Origin of the sequence: Aliterella atlantica CENA595 (assembly GCF_000952155.1) — a bacterium.
Classification (GTDB): domain Bacteria; phylum Cyanobacteriota; class Cyanobacteriia; order Cyanobacteriales; family Chroococcidiopsidaceae; genus Aliterella; species Aliterella atlantica.
On the sequence record NZ_JYON01000003.1, the window covers coordinates 192,934 to 213,195 of the forward strand.

16 protein-coding genes are annotated in these 20,262 nt (G+C 44.0%); 7 read left to right on the top strand and 9 right to left on the bottom strand.

Features of this window, described 5'->3' with window-relative positions:
- Positions 1 to 12 precede the first annotated feature (12 nt).
- The gene (gene cobN, locus UH38_RS04835) at positions 13 to 3,771 is read left to right on the top strand and encodes a cobaltochelatase subunit CobN (protein WP_045053492.1); all 3,759 of its coding nucleotides are present in this window, start codon (positions 13 to 15) and stop codon (positions 3,769 to 3,771) included.
- Between the two features lie 110 nt (positions 3,772 to 3,881).
- Positions 3,882 to 4,307, top strand: a complete 426-nt coding sequence (locus tag UH38_RS04840) for a single-stranded DNA-binding protein (protein ID WP_052672257.1) — start codon at positions 3,882 to 3,884, stop codon at positions 4,305 to 4,307.
- A gap of 108 nt (positions 4,308 to 4,415) precedes the next feature.
- Here UH38_RS04840 and guaA read toward each other — a convergent pair whose 3' ends face one another.
- Positions 4,416 to 5,963 (bottom strand): glutamine-hydrolyzing GMP synthase, encoded by a 1,548-nt coding sequence (guaA, locus tag UH38_RS04845; protein WP_200892298.1) that lies wholly within the window; start codon positions 5,961 to 5,963, stop codon positions 4,416 to 4,418.
- Between the two features lie 172 nt (positions 5,964 to 6,135).
- On the bottom strand, positions 6,136 to 7,245 hold the full coding sequence (gene cbiD / locus UH38_RS04850; protein ID WP_045053494.1) for a cobalt-precorrin-5B (C(1))-methyltransferase CbiD: 1,110 nt from the start codon (positions 7,243 to 7,245) through the stop codon (positions 6,136 to 6,138).
- A 289-nt stretch (positions 7,246 to 7,534) separates the two neighbouring features.
- On the opposite strand from cbiD, the gene UH38_RS04855 reads away from it, so the two are divergent.
- Both UH38_RS04855 and moaA read left to right on the top strand, forming a co-directional pair.
- A complete protein-coding gene (locus UH38_RS04855) occupies positions 7,535 to 9,004 on the top strand; it encodes an MFS transporter (RefSeq protein WP_235355075.1) in 1,470 nt (489 codons plus the stop codon).
- 49 nt (positions 9,005 to 9,053) lie between these two features.
- The gene (gene moaA, locus UH38_RS04860) at positions 9,054 to 10,040 is read left to right on the top strand and encodes a GTP 3',8-cyclase MoaA (protein WP_045053495.1); all 987 of its coding nucleotides are present in this window, start codon (positions 9,054 to 9,056) and stop codon (positions 10,038 to 10,040) included.
- 55 nt (positions 10,041 to 10,095) lie between these two features.
- Here the strand turns inward: moaA and sigC are convergent, their stop codons facing one another.
- A complete protein-coding gene (gene sigC, locus UH38_RS04865) occupies positions 10,096 to 11,346 on the bottom strand; it encodes an RNA polymerase sigma factor SigC (RefSeq protein ID WP_045053496.1) in 1,251 nt (416 codons plus the stop codon).
- A gap of 565 nt (positions 11,347 to 11,911) precedes the next feature.
- Between sigC and UH38_RS04870 the strand changes: the two genes are divergently transcribed.
- Entirely contained in the window at positions 11,912 to 12,121 is a 210-nt protein-coding gene (locus UH38_RS04870) for a hypothetical protein (RefSeq protein WP_045053497.1), read from the top strand.
- Between the two features lie 92 nt (positions 12,122 to 12,213).
- Here UH38_RS04870 and UH38_RS04875 read toward each other — a convergent pair whose 3' ends face one another.
- The 5 genes from UH38_RS04875 to UH38_RS04895 all read right to left on the bottom strand — a co-directional run bounded on the left by UH38_RS04875 (position 12,214) and on the right by UH38_RS04895 (position 16,675).
- A complete protein-coding gene (locus UH38_RS04875; RefSeq protein ID WP_052672258.1) occupies positions 12,214 to 12,711 on the bottom strand; it encodes a hypothetical protein in 498 nt (165 codons plus the stop codon).
- 198 nt (positions 12,712 to 12,909) lie between these two features.
- A complete protein-coding gene (ribD, locus tag UH38_RS04880; protein ID WP_082065310.1) occupies positions 12,910 to 14,001 on the bottom strand; it encodes a bifunctional diaminohydroxyphosphoribosylaminopyrimidine deaminase/5-amino-6-(5-phosphoribosylamino)uracil reductase RibD in 1,092 nt (363 codons plus the stop codon).
- Between the two features lie 218 nt (positions 14,002 to 14,219).
- Entirely contained in the window at positions 14,220 to 14,780 is a 561-nt protein-coding gene (gene mreD, locus UH38_RS04885) for a rod shape-determining protein MreD (protein ID WP_045053586.1), read from the bottom strand.
- A 37-nt stretch (positions 14,781 to 14,817) separates the two neighbouring features.
- Complete coding sequence (gene mreC / locus UH38_RS04890) at positions 14,818 to 15,573, bottom strand: rod shape-determining protein MreC (protein ID WP_045053499.1); 756 nt, start codon at positions 15,571 to 15,573, stop codon at positions 14,818 to 14,820.
- Positions 15,574 to 15,625: 52 nt separating this feature from the next.
- Positions 15,626 to 16,675 (bottom strand): rod shape-determining protein, encoded by a 1,050-nt coding sequence (locus UH38_RS04895; RefSeq protein WP_268748863.1) that lies wholly within the window; start codon positions 16,673 to 16,675, stop codon positions 15,626 to 15,628.
- Between the two features lie 242 nt (positions 16,676 to 16,917).
- Here UH38_RS04895 and UH38_RS04900 point away from each other — a divergent pair, with 242 nt between their 5' ends.
- Complete coding sequence (locus UH38_RS04900) at positions 16,918 to 17,280, top strand: single-stranded DNA-binding protein (protein ID WP_072044883.1); 363 nt, start codon at positions 16,918 to 16,920, stop codon at positions 17,278 to 17,280.
- A gap of 36 nt (positions 17,281 to 17,316) precedes the next feature.
- On the opposite strand, the gene UH38_RS04905 is transcribed toward UH38_RS04900, so the two are convergent.
- Positions 17,317 to 18,144 (bottom strand): SIMPL domain-containing protein, encoded by an 828-nt coding sequence (locus UH38_RS04905; protein WP_082065302.1) that lies wholly within the window; start codon positions 18,142 to 18,144, stop codon positions 17,317 to 17,319.
- A gap of 153 nt (positions 18,145 to 18,297) precedes the next feature.
- Between UH38_RS04905 and UH38_RS04910 the strand changes: the two genes are divergently transcribed.
- Complete coding sequence (locus UH38_RS04910) at positions 18,298 to 19,728, top strand: cation:proton antiporter (RefSeq protein WP_045053501.1); 1,431 nt, start codon at positions 18,298 to 18,300, stop codon at positions 19,726 to 19,728.
- Positions 19,729 to 20,262 lie beyond the last annotated feature (534 nt).

Sequence of the window (20,262 nt, forward strand, 5' to 3'; positions counted from 1 at the left end):
ACCCCAATAATTATGCATCGCATCAATGCTACTCCTGGAGGCTGGAATCCTCAAGCGGAGGGAGTGATTTTTTTAAATCAAGATCCTGCGCCAATTATCTTTCTAACTGCTGCTGATACTGATATTCAAACTCTAGCTGCCGCAGTTACAAAGTTACCACCCAATTTTCCAGCCTTGAGGGTTGCCAATTTGTTGCACTTGCAGCAACAGCTAACTATTGATACATACGCTGAAGAAGTCTTAGAAAAAGCTCAAGTTATAATTCTACGGCTACTGGGCGGACGCTCATACTGGAGTTATGGCTTAGAAGTAGTCCAAGAAATAGTTAAGCAAACTGGCACAGCACTGATTGTTATGCCTGGAGACGATCGCTTAGATCCAGATTTGGTTAGTCATTCTACGGTTTCTTTGTCTATTGTTAATCAGTTGTGGCGCTACTTTACCGAAGGCGGGGTAGAAAATACTATTCATGCTCTGCAATTTATTAGCGATACTTGTCTGCAAACAAAGTTCAATCCGCCACCACCTCAGAGCGTTCCGCGTGTCGGGCTATATCCTTGGGATTCTGGAAAGAGCGGTTTTCCGCAAGTGGGCATATTGTTTTACCGCGCTCACTATTTAGCAGCAGATACACTCCCAATTGATGCACTTTGTCAAGCTTTGGTAGCAAGAAATTTAGAGCCAGTGCCGATCTTTGTTTCTTCGTTGCGCGATACGGAAGTGCAAGCTGAGGTGCTGATGCAATTGCGATCGCAAGCTGATATTCAAGTGTTGCTCAATACTACTAGCTTTTCTCTGGCTAAATTGGATGCAGATATGCCGCAGTTAGATTTGTGGCAAACGTTGGATGTACCAGTATTGCAGGTTATTTTGAGCGGCGGTACTGCTGAGAGTTGGACTTCTGGGCTGCAAGGGCTGTCGCCGCGCGATATGGCGATGAATGTAGCTTTGCCTGAAGTGGATGGCAGAATTATTAGTCGGGCAATTTCGTTTAAGGCTGTGCAGGCTGAAAACACCGAATTGCAAACAGATGTGGTTGTTTACGAACCAGTGAGCGATCGCGTTGAGTTCGTAGCGCAGTTAGCAAAGCGTTGGGTAAGTTTGAAAATGCGATCGCCCAAAGAGCGTCGAGTAGCTCTAATTTTGGCAAATTATCCCAATCGCGACGGTAGGTTAGCTAATGGTGTGGGGTTAGATACCCCAGCTAGTTGTGTGGAGATTTTGCAAGCTTTACAAGCAGCGGGGTACAGAGTAGATAATTTACCTGCAACTGGAGATGAATTGATAGCGTTACTAGCAAGCGGAGTAACCAACGATCCGCAAGGGCAATTTAGAGCAGTACGGCAGTTTGTAAGTGTAGAGGAATATCAAAAATATTTCGATGGTTTACCAGAAAATGTCATCAAAGGAATTAGCGATCGTTGGGGTTCCCCCCACAATCATCATTATGTAGAGACGTTGCAGTGCAACGTCTCCAACCCATCCCCACCCCCCCACAACACCACTCCCCACAGCCCAAATTACGCAATTTCCGGCGTGCAGTTTGGCAACATATTTGTTGGAATTCAACCATCGCGAGGCTATGACATCGACCCTAGTTTGAATTACCATGCCCCAGACTTAGAACCTACTCACGATTATCTAGCCTTTTACTATTGGGTACGGAAGGTATTTAGTGCTGATGCAGTAGTTCATGTAGGCAAGCATGGCAATTTAGAATGGTTGCCAGGAAAAAGCATAGCTCTATCAAATCGGTGTTACCCAGAGGTAGCTTTAGGTGCTTTGCCCCACTTTTATCCATTTATTGTTAACGATCCAGGGGAAGGCTCGCAGGCTAAACGTCGCTCTGGGGCGGTAATTTTAGACCACTTAACGCCGCCGATGACTCGTGCCGAACTTTACGGTAATTTGCAGCAGTTGGAGGGTTTAATTGATGAGTATTATGAGGCGCAAAGTTTAGATCCAGGTAGGGTAAAAGCGATCGCATCTCGGATTACCGATTTAGTTATACAAGAAAATATTTATCAAGATTTAGGAGTTGAGCCAACAGAAATTTTTACTTATCTCGATGGCTATTTATGCGAACTAAAGGAAGCCCAAATTCGCGATGGATTGCACATTTTTGGGCAATGTCCTCAAGGTAGACAATTAAGAGATTTGATAGTAGCGATCGCTCGTCAGCCTAGTAACGGCAGAATCGGACTAACTCGCGCTATTGCTCAAGATTGGGGTTTAGATTTTGACCCGCTGACAGCCGATTTAGGCTTGCAGCTATCAAATAAAAACCAGCAAATTCTAAATAACAAAACTCAAAATCCCTGTCGCACTATCGGCGACGCTGTAGAAATCCTAGAACAACACGCCGCCGACTTGGTAGATCCCCCCGTAGCTCCCCTTACTCCCCCAACTCCCCTATCCTCGGAACTATCTTGGATATGCGATCGCCTTCTACCTGCACTACAATCTACTAACTTAGAAATTACTAATCTACTTCGCGGCTTAAATGGGCAATACATTCCTAGCGGTGCTTCTGGTGCGCCTACGCGGGGTCGCCCAGAGGTTTTACCTACAGGTCGCAATTTCTATTCGGTAGATATTCGCGGTATTCCTACGGAAACAGCTTGGGATATTGGTAGGAAGGCAGCAGAGGCTTTGATTGAGCGTTATACGCAAGAAAATGGCGAATATCCGCAAACTTTGGGCTTATCTGTCTGGGGTACTTCTACTATGCGGACTGGGGGCGACGATTTGGCTGAGGCTATGGCTTTGCTGGGCGTTCAACCTGTCTGGGATGGTGTTTCGCGGCGGTTAGTAGATTTTGAGATTTTGCCGCTATCAATTTTAGGTCGTCCCCGTGTGGATGTGACGCTGAGAATTTCGGGATTTTTCCGCGATGCTTTTCCTAATCTAATTGATTTATTTAGTTCTGCTGTAGCTGCTGTAGCTGCTTTGGACGAACCAGCACAGCAAAATCCTTTGGCTGCACAAGTAAAACAGGAAACTCAACAGTGGCAAAATGCGGGGTTAAGTCAAGAGGCGGCGCAAGAGCGATCGCAATACCGCATTTTTGGCTCTAAACCTGGCGCTTATGGTGCTGGACTCCAAGGCTTGATTGAGGCGCAAAACTGGAATGATGATGCAGATTTAGCCCGCGCTTATATCAATTGGAGTTGCTATGCTTATGGCACGACAGTTCGTTCTGCACCAGAAGCTTTTGCCCATAGGCTCAAATCAATGCAAGTTGTTCTGCACAATCAAGACAACCGCGAACACGATTTATTAGATTCAGATGATTATTATCAATTTCAAGGCGGTTTAACAGCGGCGGTAAGAGCGTTAACTGGCAAAAATCCCCAAACTTACTTTGGCGATAATTCTATCCCTGCCAATCCTCGCATTCGGCAGTTAAAAGAGGAAATAGCTAGGGTATATCGTTCTCGCGTTGTCAATCCCAAATGGATTAGCGGCGTAATGCGTCACGGCTACAAAGGTGCGTTTGAAATGGCGGCGACGGTAGACTATTTGTTTGCTTATGATGCTACGGCTGGATGTGTAGAAGACTATATGTATCAAGGAATTGCTTCTGCATATTTGTTTGAGGCGCAAGTGCAGGATTTCGTGCAAGCAAAAAATCCTTGGGCTTTACGAGATATGGCAGAACGCTTGTTAGAAGCTCATCAGCGAGGTTTATGGGCAAATGTTGATGCAGAAGTATTAGATAAGTTACGCGCGATCGCTCTCCAAGCTGAAGCGATCGTCGAGGAGAAATAGCTAACAAAACTCCAAAATCATAACTTTGATGCGATCGCAGCAATTCGTATAGTATAAATGTACTATAAGCATTAAAAATTGCCGCTATCAAATGGAAGGATATATAAGTCATGAGTGAAGAATTTGAGCAAACTATAACTACAGGACTAAGAGCGATCTACAAACTCCTGCATGAAAACAATCGATTGCTAGAGCGAATAGCCAATTCTCTAGAAGCATCAGCACCAAAGGAAGCACCCAACTTCCAGTTACGCTTGGAAGAATTTGCAACATTTGATTGGGCATCAATAGATGCAACAGTAGAAAGACACGACGCTCAAGGCGCAGCAATTGTTACATGGAAAGGCAAACAGTTCGTAAGGCGATCGCCTACTAACAAATATAGCCCTGTAGTTTTCTTCAGCCGTTGCATTGGCAAAGACGAGCAAGGCGAAAATCAATACGAGCGCCTATGCACCTTCAAATCAGTACAGCAAGTAGAAGTAGAACCAATCCCCGAAAAAGTAACAAGACTAATCCGTTCAATCCCCCTCTAATTACGAATTATCAAAATTCCTACTCCCACTCAATCGCTCCCCCTGTAGTCCCCCGTATCCTCTTGTAATTACGAATTACGAATTACGAATTACGAATTATCAAAATTCCTACTCCCACTCAATAGTTCCAGGTGGCTTAGAAGTAATATCCAAAACTACCCGATTTACGCCCTTGACTTCGTTAACGATGCGGTTAGAAATTGCTTCCAATATATCGTAAGGAACGCGCGACCAATCAGCAGTCATGCCATCTTCGCTAGAAACTAAGCGCAGGACAATTGGGTAAGCATAAGTGCGCTGATCGCCCATTACGCCTACACTACGGATGGGTAATAGGACAGCGAAAGCTTGCCAGAAATCGTGATAAATGCCGCGTCGATTGATTTCTTGACGCACAATTAAATCGGCATCTCGTAAAATGTCTAAGCGTTCTGCGGTAATTTCGCCGATAATGCGAATGGCTAAACCAGGACCAGGAAAGGGCTGTCTTTGCACGATTTCTTCTGGTAGACCAATCGATCGCCCAACTTTCCGCACTTCATCTTTAAATAGTTTGCGTAATGGTTCGACTAGCTTGAAGCGCAAGTCTTTGGGTAAACCGCCGACGTTGTGATGGCTCTTAATTTTGACTGCTACTCGTTCGCCTGTTTTGGGATCGACGTTAGTATCTGCTGATTCAATTACATCAGGGTAAAGCGTACCTTGGGCTAAGTAATCAAAAGGTCCGAGTTGTTTGGATGCTTCTTCAAATACTTGGATAAATTCGTGTCCGATCCGGCGGCGCTTTTCTTCAGGATCGGTAACGCCTGCAACCAATGCCAAAAAGCGATCGCGGGCGTTGACATATTCAACCGGAATGTGAAACTGTTCTTGAAATAGCTTGACTAACCTTTCTGGCTCTAATTTACGCATAAAACCTTGGTCGATAAAGACGCAGGTTAGTTGGTCGCCAATTGCTTTATGCAACAAAAAAGCTAGTGTAGAAGAGTCAACACCGCCTGATAGTGCTAGTAATACTCGCTTTTCTCCTACTCTTGCCCGAATTTCTCTAATTGCTTCTTCCACAAAAGCATCAGTTGTCCAAGTAGGTTCGCAGTCGCAAATGTGATAGACAAAGTTGCGAATTAATGCAAGTCCGCCAATTGAATGCACGACTTCGGGGTGAAATTGCACGCCGTAGAGCTTTTTGTCGTAATTAGCGATCGCCGCGCAGGGGGTGTTTTCTGTATGTGCTAGCACTTCAAACCCTTCTGGCAACTCAGCGCAGGAATCGCCATGACTCATCCACATTGTTGTGCCATCTTCTACGTTGGTCAATAAGTCTGTAGGATCGTCGATTAATAATGATGCTTTGCCGTATTCTCGTTTTTGGGCTGGCAAAACTTTTCCGCCTAATTGTTTGACCATTAGCTGCATTCCGTAGCATACACCTAAGACGGGAATGCCTAAATGCCAAATTTCGGGGTCACACTCAGGGGCGCGATCGTCATATACTGAGCTAGGTCCGCCAGAGAAGATAATTCCTTTGGGATTGAGTTGTTTTAGCTGTTCGGCGGTAGTGCGATAAGAGAGAACTTCAGAATATACTTGAGTTTCGCGTATCCGCCGAGCGATTAGTTCCGAGTATTGAGAACCGAAGTCTAGAATGACAATCATTTGGCGATTCAACTGCGCCAATGCGTCCGATTGAGGCAGTGTTTCTGTCTGTACCACCGATTTATTCCTAATTTAGTGCAAGTGTAGTTCTAGAAATAGAAAAATTGAGGCAGAGCGATCGCTTACCTTGAGATGAATACTTATTTGTTGGTATTTGAATATTCCTACTAAATTAACATAAGAATGTGTTAGCTGTTTGGCTTTGCGTGATAATCGCTCGATCGCGGTCAAATAATATAGAACCAACTCGAATGTGGCGATCGCTTAAGGAAAATATATATTCCTGGGCGCGTTTGTCAATAGTGTTGGCGATCGCGCTATACAGTTGTTGTACCCAGTTACTATTAGTTTCTGTATCTAATGCCTGTAAATATTTGAGGGCGGATTCTGTTGTAGAACTTGCCAAAATAGTTTGTAATACTGGTGTTGGTAAGCCTATTTGTGCGGCATAAGCTGTAAGAATTTCTAAGCGTCCGTCAGCTAGATGATGGTGAGTGTGAAAAATTCCTCCAGCGAGTTTAATTAGTTTGCCATGATAGCCAAATAACAATATTTCTTTGACTTCTTGGCTAGCTGCTTCTACTAATACAGGTCCTATCCAATTGGCTGTCTTCACTATGTGTTGAGGATTAATACCTAATTGCTGGGCTAAATCTAAACCATTTTCACCGATACAAAAGACTAAGCGATCGCTCGTTTTTGCTTTAATCCGTACTTGTTCTAAGCAAGCCTCTAATTGTCCTGGGGCGCTAAGTGGTTGAGAAATGCCCGTTGTACCGAGTAATGACAGCCCCTCGACTACCCCAAAAGCAGTGTTAGAGGTACGTTCAGCTAACGCTCTACCTTCTGGCAAAATGATTGTAACTTTAATATTTTCTGTAGGCTTAAGCAGCCGTGACAGATTTACTTGGAATAATTCTTGAGCGTAGGTATAAATAGCAGCTTTACCGTCACTAGAAAGAATTCGCCCCACACCTTCACCGCCAACAATATTAATTTGCTGTTGTGAATTTTCTTGCCACTCAACTACTGCCCAAATGGGGGTATTGCGAGTAAGATCTAAGTTATCGCCAGGATCGCTGTAAGTGATTGCTAGAGCCATGTTCTGCTGCAATCCTGCTAATTGGGCGATCGCAATTTCTACTTGCCTTGCAGGTTTAACTAAATCGATTGTTACAGTCAAAGGAGAAGATTTTTCACGCAGCCAACCCAAAGCCGCAACCGCCGCAGCACAAGCAAAGACGGGTAAGGTATAGCCTGAACGAGGCGAAGTAACAGTCATGTGTAGCTATCTATGCACTGAGCTAATATCTAAAATCTTATTTCCTTTCCTTTGTACCTAGAGAATTTGTGCGCCATTGGCGCACAAAAAAATCCCAAAAATGCCGCCCCGTACATCCATGCTTCCTTTTCTAGAAAACTAACATCTGCTTTAAGAAGAATGTTGCAGATTTTTTGTTTGAATAGATTAAGAAAGTTCTATTTCTGTTGACTGTTGTTTAGTATCGTAGTTTTAGCCTATTGTGCAATACAGTTGGCTCTAACTCAACTCGCTGATAGTTTAAATATTTTTGTTCATTACTCAACAATTATTGGATTTTGTTTTGGTAGACACTATTACTCAACCAGTTGTAGATATAGTCGAACCCCTCGCCGCCACAACAGCAGGTATTTTACCCGACAGTCAAAATCAACCATATAGCAAGCAAGCGATTCGTAATAGCTTAAAAGCATCTACGATTGACGGTGTATTTGCGGCTATTTTTACCAGCATCACGGGCGGCGTGTTACTTACCAACTTTTTGTTGCAGCTAGGAGCAACGCCTGTAGAAATTGGGATGCTCTCATCAATCCCCATGCTATTGAATCTGCTGCAACCATTGGGGGCGTATTTTGGCGATCGCACTAATAGCCGCCATAATTATTGTCTGTGGATATTTGGGACAGCGCGACTGCTGTGGCTGGTTTTAATTGTCGGTATTGGCTGGATTAGTTGGTCGGGCGATAATCCCCATCAGCTAGTTAGTTGGACTCTAGCAATGGTTGTAGTTACTCACCTACTAGAGTCTTTGGGTAGTTCAGCTTGGCTAAGTTGGATGGCGGTATTAGTTCCCCATCGCTTGCGCGGGCGGTATTTTGGGTTTCGTAATAGTGCTGCTAGCTTAACTAACCTGATTGGCGTACCCCTACTTGGCTTTGCTGTCTCAGCTTGGCCCAGTGGTACGATTGAGGGTTACGCTGTGGTGCTATTTTTGGGCGTTGTCGTGGGGTTAATTAGTCTGGCTTGTCAGTTCTTTATGGTAGATGTTAACCCGCAATTGAAAGCAAAAGAACAAGCACAAGCAAAAGATAGCGATTCACCTGCGGGCTTTCACTTTTCTGCTAATTTTTTGATGTTTCTGCTCTATTTTGGTCTATGGATGTTTGCTGTTAATCTCAGCCTGCCCTTTTTTAATCTTTATTTATTAGACAACTTACATTTAGATTTAAATTGGGCAACTCTTTACGGCAGTTTGACGGCTGCGGCTAATTTAGCATTGCTGATTTGGTGGGGTAAATTAGCAGACAAAATTGGTAATCGTCCGTTGTTATTAGCGTTGGGCATTTTAGGAGCAGTTACGCCTTTATTTTGGTTGGGAACTAGCAATGATAGTTTCTCATTATGGGTATGGCTGCCGTTAATTCATCTATTTACTGGGGGAATTTGGGCAGCACTCGATTTGTGTAGTAGTAATATTCAAATGGAAATTGCGCCGATGGATCATCCTTCTGCCTATTTTGCTGTAGCTGCGGCTGTAGCTGGAGTTAGTGGCGCTTTGGGAACAACAGCAGGCGGATTTTTGAGCGAGTTACCTTATATTGGTGGTTTACCAGGATTATTTGCCCTTTCTGCTGGCGTGCGCTTATTTGCTTTGATACCTTTAGTATTTGTCCGCGAACCGCGCAGCCAAAGTATTAGCCACATTGTAAGTAATATAATTAATTTCAAACAGCGATCGCCTGTACCTCAAACCGTAACTGTGACAAATACCCCAAAATAGAGTAAGAGGCTAGAAAATCGCTCTTGGGTAAAGTCCCAACAAAAACGGCATGAATACAGTTGATTATCTCCGTATCAGTTTAATTGACCGCTGCAATTTTCGCTGTCAATACTGTATGCCGGAAGGAGCCGAGTTAAACTATATTCTCCGCCAGCAAATGCTAACTGATGAGGAATTGCTGACTCTTATCAAGGAAGTGTTTATTCCTGTCGGCTTTAACCGTTTTCGCTTGACTGGAGGCGAACCATTACTGCGTCCAAGCGTGGTAGATATAGTCAGAGCAATTGCTGCAATTGACCACACTCAGGACCTCTCAATGACTACCAACGGCTTTTTATTAGCTGGAATGGCAAAGTCGTTGTACGATGCAGGACTGAGGCGAATTAATATTAGTCTCGATTCTTTGGACGCAGATACATTTAACCAAATTATCGGCAATCGTGGGCGATCGCAGTGGCAAAAAGTCTGGGATGGTATTTTGGCAGCTTATCAAGTAGGCTTCGACCCTTTAAAGCTGAATGTTGTGGTAATTCCTGGTGTAAATGACAGCGAAATCCTCGATTTAGCTGCTTTAACGATTGACAAGCGCTGGCACGTCCGGTTTATTGAATTTATGCCCATTGGTAACGATCGCTTATTTAACGAGCAAGGCTGGGTAAGTTCGGCACAATTGCGCGATCGCATTGCTGGTAAATTTGGTCTAACAGAGTCGCAAGTACGCGGAAATGGTCCTGCTGATGTATTTCAAATCCCTGGCGCACAAGGGACTTTAGGCTTTATTAGTCAAATGTCAGAGTGTTTTTGCGATCGCTGTAACCGGATGCGTCTTTCTGCTGATGGATGGTTGCGTCCGTGTTTATTAAATGAAAGCAATCAAATTGATTTAAAAACAGCGCTCAGAAGTGGAGTAAGTGTTGAGGAATTGCGATCGCACGTTAGCGAACTACTTGCGCTCAAGCCAGAGATTAATTACAAAGCCAGAGTTTCAGGTGTTACAGGCGCTTATAGCCGTACTATGTCCCAAATTGGCGGATAGAAAAAAGCGTAAGTATTTACTACTTACGCTCTCACCTTGTCTAGAGGTCATATTTCTAACTGAGAGAATCAAAATAATCCCGTACGCGGTTGCGGCGCTTGGGTTGGCGTAACTTTTGCAGGGCTTTTGATTCAATTTGACGTACTCGTTCCCGCGATAAGTCTAAAGCGCGTCCAATTTCTGCTAGCGAGTAAGCATGACCGTCTCCTAAGCCAAAACGCATGAGAATTACATCTCTTTCGCGATCGGTAAGATCGGTTAATAGATACTGCAAGTCTTTTTGCAATGATTCCCTCATCAAGACTTCTTCAGGCGATACGCTGTCAGTTTCTAACAAGTCGCCTAGTTCTGTATCTTTATCTTTGCCAACTTTGGTTTCCAAAGATACCGAGCGAGGTACGCGCAACAAAACGTCTCGCAGTTGTCTCGGTGTCATTTCTAGTTCTGCTGCAATTTCGTCAATTGTCGGCGTGCGACCTTTTTCTTGAGCAATTTTGCGTTGGGCTTTTTTGATTTTGTTCAGTTTTTCGGTAATATGGACGGGTAGGCGAATCGTACGGCTTTGAGTTGCGATCGCTCTTGTAATCCCTTGACGAATCCACCAGTAAGCGTAGGTGCTAAAACGATAACCTTTCGTCGGGTCAAATTTATCTACTGCTCGTTCCAAACCTAAAGTACCTTCTTGAACTAAATCTAATAGTTCTAAACCGCGATTTTGATACTTTTTGGCAACTGATACTACCAAGCGCAGATTTGCTTGGATCATGTGTTCTTTGGCGCGAATACCTTGATTTTGAATTTGCTCTAATTCTTCTGTGCTGATATTAGAAATTTCTGCCCAGCGCCGTTTGCCTGCCGATAAAATTGGCTTGAGTTCGGTGATATTTATGCCAGCAGTAGCCGCCCAGCGCTCTAAAGAAGGGCGATGTCCTAGTTCGGAGGTCAAGCGCTCTTGAATTTCAATCAAGCGAGTGTAGGGTGCGAGGATTTCGTCGCCATTATGAGCCGCTTTAGAACATTGCGCTCGCAAGCGGAGGTAACGCTGAACTTTTTGCGCTTCGGCAACTTCTTCGTCTCGCTCTAATAAATCGACTCGACCAATTTCTTGTAGGTACAGACGAACCAAATCTGTAGTGCGACGATTGGGAGTTTGCGTAGAGCTAGCAGGTTCGGCAGATGAAGCATCCAAGCTATATAGGTCATTTACTAGGAGATCCGGTTCTTGGTTCATCTCCTCTAGCGAAAATTCACCAGATAACTGGAGGTCGTCGTTGGTGGCATCTGCGTAAAAAGATAGTGCTGGCATAGTAATCGTCTCAATGGCTCTCGGTGACAATTGACTGAATCAATGTTGCTTGTTGTTGCTATTGTTCCCGTCATTTAGGAGGAAATAACATCATGAGCAAATTTCCTTGCTGACTTTAGTTAAATAATGGAAAGATCGGTAAAACTTTCCTTTGTTCGCCAACATCGATAGGGTGTTGAGAAGCTATGTATAGCTACACTAGGGCGCAGATCCATTCCTGAAGAGTTGTTGCCCAGGTGGAAAATGTTGAAGGGAGGACGAAAAATTTTTCTTGGGTATTTCTTGCTAGCAATACCAATTTCACATATCATTTAAGGCTAACGACGAGCGCAATTGCTTAAATTCTGCTCTGGTACTGGCAAACGGAGCAATAACCGCCAGAATGCAGACTTACAGGAGCGCGATCGCTAAGTATTTATTTCTATATATGACAGAGATTGTCAAGATATAATTCGCATTATTAAGTATTTAGTAACTCTTGTGTAATCTTGTGATTTACCTAGTTAGTTGGCTAGATATTTGGGTATATTCTTAAAAGATAAAGAAATTCTTAAGGAAGGGTCTTATGACTCCGACAATTCTACGTCAACTCTGGTCTGTAGTAGAAACTACTCAATCTCATACACTGCTAAAGCTTGATGATGCCAGCTTAGTCCAGTGGTTGCTCAAGCAAACCAAAAATAAAGCATCTCTAGACGGTGACGAAACCAACGTTCTTACCAACTACATTGAATCGCGCTTAACTTTGATTCGCGATTTGGCACAACAACGATAATTAAGGCTTGTGAAATAAGCATCGCTTCTCCACAGCCATACTGGCAAAAATCACCTACAAATTTTAATTATTTGCTTGGCATCGCTCTAGGATCAATGTGGAGACGGTTGCTTTAGGGACGGAAAACTTTGCAACGAAGGAGTAGTTGCAGAAGTAAGCGCTTGAGCGACTAGAGTATAGCCAAGGTAGGCAGGGACAACTATGGCGATAGCTACAGCGATCGCACTAATTACCGTAGTAATAGATATCCCTGTAGAACCGTAAGATGAGCGGTAAGGGTCAAAAGAAAGAAATTCAGGTTTGATAATTTCTCGTAGAGCAATTGGTCGCTTGAAGCGCACGCGGCGATCGTCTAATTTTTCTAGCAAAATCCAGCCTGCCTCTGCTTCTTCTACACATAAGGCTTGAAACTCTTCTGGATCTCGAAATAAATCGCGCTTTGCCCTGACTATTTTAAATTCCCAGCCTACTAAGCGGGGGTCTTTGATTGTCTCTAGTTGCTCGGTATCATGAACTAACGTGCCATGAGCTTCATAGGCTTCATAAGGAGTCAAAATTTCTTCTTCTTGTGCTTGCTGTTGTGAATTCATATATTTCGTTAATTTTTCCAGCTACTAATAATCGTCGATCGAAATCCCCTATAACTGAGTGCCAGATTACAGAATTATTAGACTTCTTGCAAAAGTAGGCAACGCTCTGTAAATTAGCAATCCTATTTTCTTCTTCCTTGTCCCCGATCCCCCTGTAATCCCCCTTGTCCGTTGAAATTATGGACTTATGCAAGAGGTCTATTGTGGTAACTCAATAGTTGGTTTCTGCTCTATAGGAATATAACCTTCTACCAAACAGTCATCGCCTACGCTCCGCCACCGCAATCGCTCTAAAACAATAGCTTGAGTCATGCTAGTAAAACCTAGTTCGCCTACAGGTGATGGAGCCATACTACCGCCGATAATTTTCGGAGCAATAAAGGCAAGAACTTTCTGCACAGCGCCTTGAGAAATCGCACTAGCAGCTAAAGTACCGCCACACTCCCATAGCACTGACATCAAACCCAAAGAATACAAATAGTTCATTGCTTCTTTTGGCGATAGTGGTGCTAATTCTACTACCTTCACCCCCTTTGCCAGCAATCGCTGTTGAAAATCTGGCTTAGCGCCGACTGTAGTTAAGACTAACGTTGGTGCTGCCGTAGTTTGCCATAGGTAAGCTTGTTCTGGCAAGTCCAATGAAAGGCTCATAACTACTCGTAATGGCTGAGGCGCATCTGTTTGTCTGGTAGTCAACTGAGGGTTATCTTTCCTTAAAGTATTGCCACCAATAATTACCGCATCGCAAGCCGCCCGTAGTTGATGGACTTCGTTGCGGGCTAATTCTGCTGTAATCCAAGCACTATGACCGTTATTCGTAGCAATTTTGCCATCTAAAGTCATGGCGTACTTCAAAATTCCTAATGGCTGCTGATAAAGAATTCTATGGATAAAAGCTTCATTTAACTGACGGCAATCAGCTTCTTCTACTCCGACAACAACTTCAATTCCCGCTGCTTGCAATCTAGCAATTCCACCACCCGATACCCTAGGGTCAGGATCGACCATGCCAACTACTACTTTTGCTACTTGAGCCGCAACTAAAGCCTCACTACAAGGGGGAGTACGCCCATAATGATTGCAAGGCTCTAGATTGACATAGATTGTCGCTCCTTGGGCGCGATCGCCTGCTGCTCGGAGGGCAAAAACTTCGGCGTGGGGCTGCCCCGCACCAGGATGAAAACCTTCACCAACAATCTGCCTATCCTGCACAATTACAGCACCAACTAGCGGATTAGGAGCAGTTCTTCCTAAAGCTTTACGGGCTAGCGACAAGCAGCGTTGCATCATATCGCGATCGACATCAGTGAAGGTGCTGGAGGGCTGGTTTTTATCCAAATCGTTTGGTTGATTCACATCAAGTTACTAATAATAAAGTCGTACCGACAAAAGCGCTAGCGCTAATTAAAAGGTTTCGATCCCTCTATAGTCCTCTTTACAATTACGAATTACAAATTATTCAAATTACCCTGTATCCCCTCTTACAATTACGAATTACGAATTACGAATTACGAATTACTGCTATATTGCCACCAACGGTTAAGAGGATAATAAACCACAGGACCCCACAGACTGCTAACAATTGCTTCGCAAAGAATAATTTGCTGCCTTTGCGTCCAAATGTCTACTAAATTTAGTGCCAATCGATCTACTAAGTCAGTTATTCCAGTAACGTTGCTAGGAATGGCAAATTGAAAGGCAGTTATTGTTTCTGCTACTACTGTCATGCCAAAGACAATTAGAGCAATAGAAATAAAATCTTCTTGAATATATCGTTGCTTGTTCAAACGTGCTGTTAATACACCTACACACGCCAAACTCAGCACGTGAGTAGGAATAGCCGCAGTCATACTGTCTTGCAATAGTCCAATAATTAAGCCAGCAATAGCACTAATAGCGATCGCGCGTTTGACACTCCACGTTACTACCCAAATCAACGCCCAGTTAGGAGCAATACCCAACAGTTCCATTCCTGGCAAGCGAATTGTCAGCAACAGCAGACATAACATCACCGAGCTAGCAGTTACCACCCAACTGCCCAGCAAACTGCTAAAAAAACGCCCAAACATCTGCCGCAAAAATCTATTTGAAGCTTGCACGCGTTTCTCACTCCTGGGCTTGACTAGGTTTAGGTTGAACAAAAACCCACTCCAAAGAGTTGAGGGGAGATGTCAGGACAATTGTGGCTTCTGGAGCAGGGCTTTTCTGCAAGTTTACAGATTCTACCCTGCCAACAGGGATGCCATTGGGAAATATTTGACTATAAGGAGATGTAGCCACAAAGTCGCCAGGGCGGACATCGGGGACTTTTTCAAAAAATTGCATCACAGCGCGAGTAGAGGAGCGTCCTTGCAAAAAACCAGTGTAGCGGCTGCGACTAATAGTAACGCCTACTTGACTTGTGCGATCGCTAATTAGCAATACGCGACTTGTATTTGCCGTAACGCTAACAATTCTCCCTACCAAGCCACCAGGAGCAGTAACTACAAAGCCGACTTTAATGCCTGCACGCTCGCCCCGCCCTAAAGTTACTTGCTGCCACCAAGCGTCAGCACTGCGCCCAATTACAGGCGCGAGAGTCATTAGGGAATTTTTCGCTGTTGTACGGTAGTTCAGTAGCTTTTTTAGCTGTTGGTTTTGGCTTTCTAGTTCTGCCAAACGCGATTTTAGCTCTATAGTCCTGGCATCGCTTAACCGCTCGTCTTGAGTAGGATGAGATTGAAACGGACGCGAGATAGTGTTAATCAACTCAGAAACCGCCGCTCCTTGAGTTTGACGAATTATCCACGCCGCAACCAGAGCTAAACCAATGGCGATCGCACTCCATCTATTTTTATCCCACCAGCGCCGAATAATATACATACGATCCCCCTAACCCGCTGATAATTACGAATTACGAATTACGAATTACGAATTACTGATGCTGAGAGCGTCCAGCAAAAACTCGTTCCATTTTGCTAAAGTTTTCTAAAACTTTCCCCGTACCTAAAACTACGCAGTTTAAAGGCTCGTCGGCTACATGAGTAATAATTCCCGTTTCGTGACTGATTAATGTATTTAGCCCTGTTAGTAATGCTCCGCCTCCAGCTAGCATAATGCCGCGATCGACAATATCAGCAGCAAGTTCTGGTGGAGTTCTCTCTAAAGTTCGCCTGATGGCATCAATAATTATTGATAGAGGTTCTGATAGGCTTTCACGAATTTCTGGACCTTTGATTGTGACAGTTCGCGGCAATCCCGAAAGCAAGTGCAGTCCGCGTACTTCCATGATTGATTCATCGTCATCGCGGCTAGGATATGCCGAACCGATGCGAATTTTAATTTCTTCTGCCGTACGTTCGCCGATCGCCATGTTATGAATCTTTTTCATATATTGGGCGATCGCATCATTTAGTTCGTCTCCTGCTACCCTTACTGATTCGCTCTCTACTGTGCCTTGATAGCTCAACACGGCAATTTCTGTAGTCCCGCCACCTATATCGACAATCATGTTGCCAATTGGTTCAGTTACAGGTAAACCTGCGCCGATTGCTGCTGCCAATGGTTCGTCAATAACGTGAACTTCTCTAGCTCCGGCTCGCAGTGCAGCATTCATTAGTGCTTGTTGTTCAACACCTGTAACGCCGCTAGGAATACCAACTACTATGCGCGGATTGATTGCTCTACCACCATTTGCCCGTTGCATAAAATGCTTGAGCATCATTTCTGCTGTGTCAAAGTCAGCGATTACGCCATTACGTAAAGGACGACTAACAATTACACTGCCAGGAGTTCTGCCTAACATTTTTTTGGCATCTTCTCCCACTGCTAGCGTTGCTTTTTCTTTGCGATCGACTGCAATTACTGAAGGTTCTTGCAGAACAATACCTTTACCAGATACAAAAACGAGGGTATTGGCAGTACCGAGGTCGATACCCATGTCCCTAGATAAGGAAGACTGACTAAAAAAACCAAAAAGACCCACGCGCCTAGCCACCCCAAGTTTAACGAGTTCTACTGTCACAGCAAAATGATAACGTGCTGGATTTTATTACGTCTTGGCTCTTGCGTCTAGTGGAAAAAGGAAGATAGTAGGGGACAAGGAAGACTATAGGGGAACAAGCCAATATATATGCTTCAATCAGATTTTCTTGTCTGCTCGGATTTGCAATTTTTGAAGATTAGAGGCACGATGTTAGAGTACACCTGTACTGTATATAAATAGATATGAGTCTTAACGTTGTGCATTTAGTCGGGCGCGTGGGTGGGGAGCCTAAAATTCAGTATCTACCAAGCGGTAAAGCAGTTTGTAAAATGACACTGGCAGTTAACCGCCAATCGCGCAATAGCGATGAACCAGACTGGTTTAACTTGGAATTGTGGAACAAGACAGCCGAGGTAGCAGCTAACTACGCTCCTAAAGGCAAATTAATTGGCGTAAAAGGTTCTTTGCGCTTTGATACTTGGAGCGATCGCAACAATAGCGGAACAACTCGTTCTACGCCAGTTATCCTAGTAGATAGATTGGAGCTATTAGGCTCTAAGCGCGATAATGAATCTCCTACTGGTAATGGTAGCGACGGATTTTAAAGTTAGGGACGCAATACTGCAGCGTCCCTACGGAGATTAATAGCTAATTTGCAAGGTAACTGATGCTTCTACCTTTTGTTCGCCGCCGACTACTGGCGTTGCTACCTTGGCATCAGCAGCAAGACTTGTAGCCCGCTCGGCTTGGAATAATGGCTGTGGTGGGGGTACGTTGGCATCGTTCACTTGAATACTGACAATTTCTTTAGGTGTCAAGTTAAGCGAACTCAATACGGAATTTGCTTGCTGTTGTGCGTCTTGAGTAGCTTTTCTTAACGCTAGTTGTTGCGCCGCAGAGACGGCGCTATCTGTAGCGACAAAATTAATCCCATCTATGCGCGTTGCCCCTACTTTGACGGTTTCATCTAATAACATCCCAATTTTTTCAGTAGGAACCCGAAAACTTACGGTATTTGTAGCGATATAACCCGTTAATTTTTGGGTGTTGTTGTTGTAGCTGTAAACAGGATTGAGCGTGATTCCCGTAGTTTGCAGCTTTTCAACTTGGGGACGGGCTTTTAATAGCGATACTACAGCATCAGAACGCCGCGCTGCTTCTTGTTGGGCTTCTGTAATTGTCTTGCGTTGAACTTCTACTCCTAAACGTACCTCTGTTAAAGTTGTCGGAATTGATTCCACACCGCGACCGCTCACAGTAAGAGTTCTTACCAGCATATTTTGGATTTGCCCTCTATCTTGGGCTAAAGCAGAATTTGTAAAAGTTATACATACAAGACCTAAGTATAAAGATAGTAGCACAAAGCGATCGCGCACTCTGTCCCAAGCAATTGATTTTCGCCCATCGCTCTTATCGTCGTTTTTAATACTTTTTCTTTGCCAAGCAGCGTCAATCGACTTAGTTTTCATAGCACTCTTCACTCACCAAAAATATTTTCTGTAACTGCTCAATCGTTCTGGCTTCTACCTTTTATCTTCTAACTTCTTGCTAAAAACTCAATTTCTCAATGCCACAGTTATAGCAAGCTTGTACAGTAAAAAAGATGATTTCGTGGGTAGCCAATGGATTTAGATGCAACTGCCGCTCTTGACTTGCTGACTTCGGCTCTTGTTCCCGTTTGGGGAACAGTAGCAACTACTACAGAACCCGAAAGCGCTCCTTTGGTACTTGCTGGGGTGCTGCTAAGTTTAGTTGCAATTTACCTTGCTAGCAAAATTGGCGGGGAATTATCTAACTCAATAGGTTTGCCTCCTGTACTGGGCGAATTAGTTGGCGGTGTTGTAGTTGGGGTCTCTGCTTTGCATCTTTTAGTCTTTCCTGAAGGTGGAGGAAATAGTGCTAATTCTGCAATCGTGCATTTTTTGCAAACTACTGCGGGATTGACTCCTGATGCTGCTGTGACAACTTTTCAAACTCAGTCGGAAGTAGTCTCAGTTTTGGCAGAACTTGGTGTGATTGTGCTGCTGTTTGAAATTGGACTGGAATCAAATTTAAAAGAACTACTGGAAGTAGGCTATCAAGCTGCCATAGTAGCAGTTGTAGGTGTTATTGTCCCTTTTGCTGCGGGTACTGCGGGATTGATGACTTTATTTCACGTCGCAGCAATTCCGGCTATTTTTGCGGGAGCAGCTTTGACGGCTACTAGCATCGGCATTACTTCTAAGGTGTTGTCTGAACTTGGTACGCTCAATTCTAAGGAAGGGCAGATTATTTTAGGCGCGGCGGTGATTGACGACGTGCTGGGAATTATCGTTTTGGCTGTAGTTGCTAGCTTGGCAAAGACGGGGGAAATCGATGTCAGCAATGTGATTTATTTAATTATTAGTGCCAGCGGCTTCTTACTTGGGGCGATTTTGCTGGGAAATGTCTTCAATCATTCTTTTGTCACGATCGCAGATAAGCTGAAAACTCGCGGACGAATTACAATTCCGGCGTTTATTTTCGCTTTTTTGATGTCTTACTTGGCTGCGGCGATTCAATTAGAAGCTATTTTAGGTGCTTTTGCTGCTGGGCTTGTGCTTGATGAAACTGATAAGCGCAAAGAATTGCAAAAACAAGTTTGTCCAATTGCCGATATGCTAGTACCGATTTTCTTTGTTAGCGTCGGCGCTAAAACAGATTTAAGCGTACTCAATCCATTAGTACCTAGCAACCGCGAGGGTTTGATTATTGCTTCGTTTCTCATTGCGATCGCGATCGTTGGTAAGGTAGTCACAGGGCTTGCTGTATTTGGTCAACCCAACATCAATCGTTTAGCGATCGGGGTAGGAATGATTCCTAGAGGTGAAGTTGGGTTAGTGTTTGCTGGTGTAGGTTCAGCTAGCGGCGTTCTATCTAAACCCCTAGAAGCAGCAATTATTGTCATGGTCATACTCACAACTTTTCTTGCTCCTCCTTTGCTAAGATTTGTTTTCCCTGCATCAACCGAACCATTAGGTAGTGATACCCCAACACCTGCTACCGAGTCTTTTGGTTCAACAGATGCCAAATAGATAGGGAAATTTCGATGCCCCTGTGGTTCCCTTGTCCTTGATATCCCTTGCATAAATCCATAATTGCGATGGACAAGGAGGAGTTCGGGAGAAGATAAGATTGCTAATTTACAGAGCGTTGCCTACTTTTGCAAGAAGTCTAATAAATAGCTAGAGGAAACTTGAGAGCATAGTTATGCGTCCTCGCAATCTATAACTGCTTTAAGAGATACTTATGCTAAATTTCTCTTTCGCTTACAAATACACTTTTTACTAATTGTGGTGTATTTTTAGGGAAATCGATCGCTCAATATTGATTTCGGTGCGATCGTGGTGTAAGCTGACCCCTTTATAGAGTACCTAGCTTTTGATTCTGGCTCGCTCCAGCAAGACAGATTTTAGTAGGTTTTTTCAGCTTAGGATGCGGATGTTTACTTATACTCAGCTATACTCAAAGTCGGCATCTAACCCAACATTACAGCAGATGGTGGAGTGCAAATTAACTCATAGTTAAGAGCAGGCTTTAACGGCTGGGATGAATGCGAATTAGGAGAA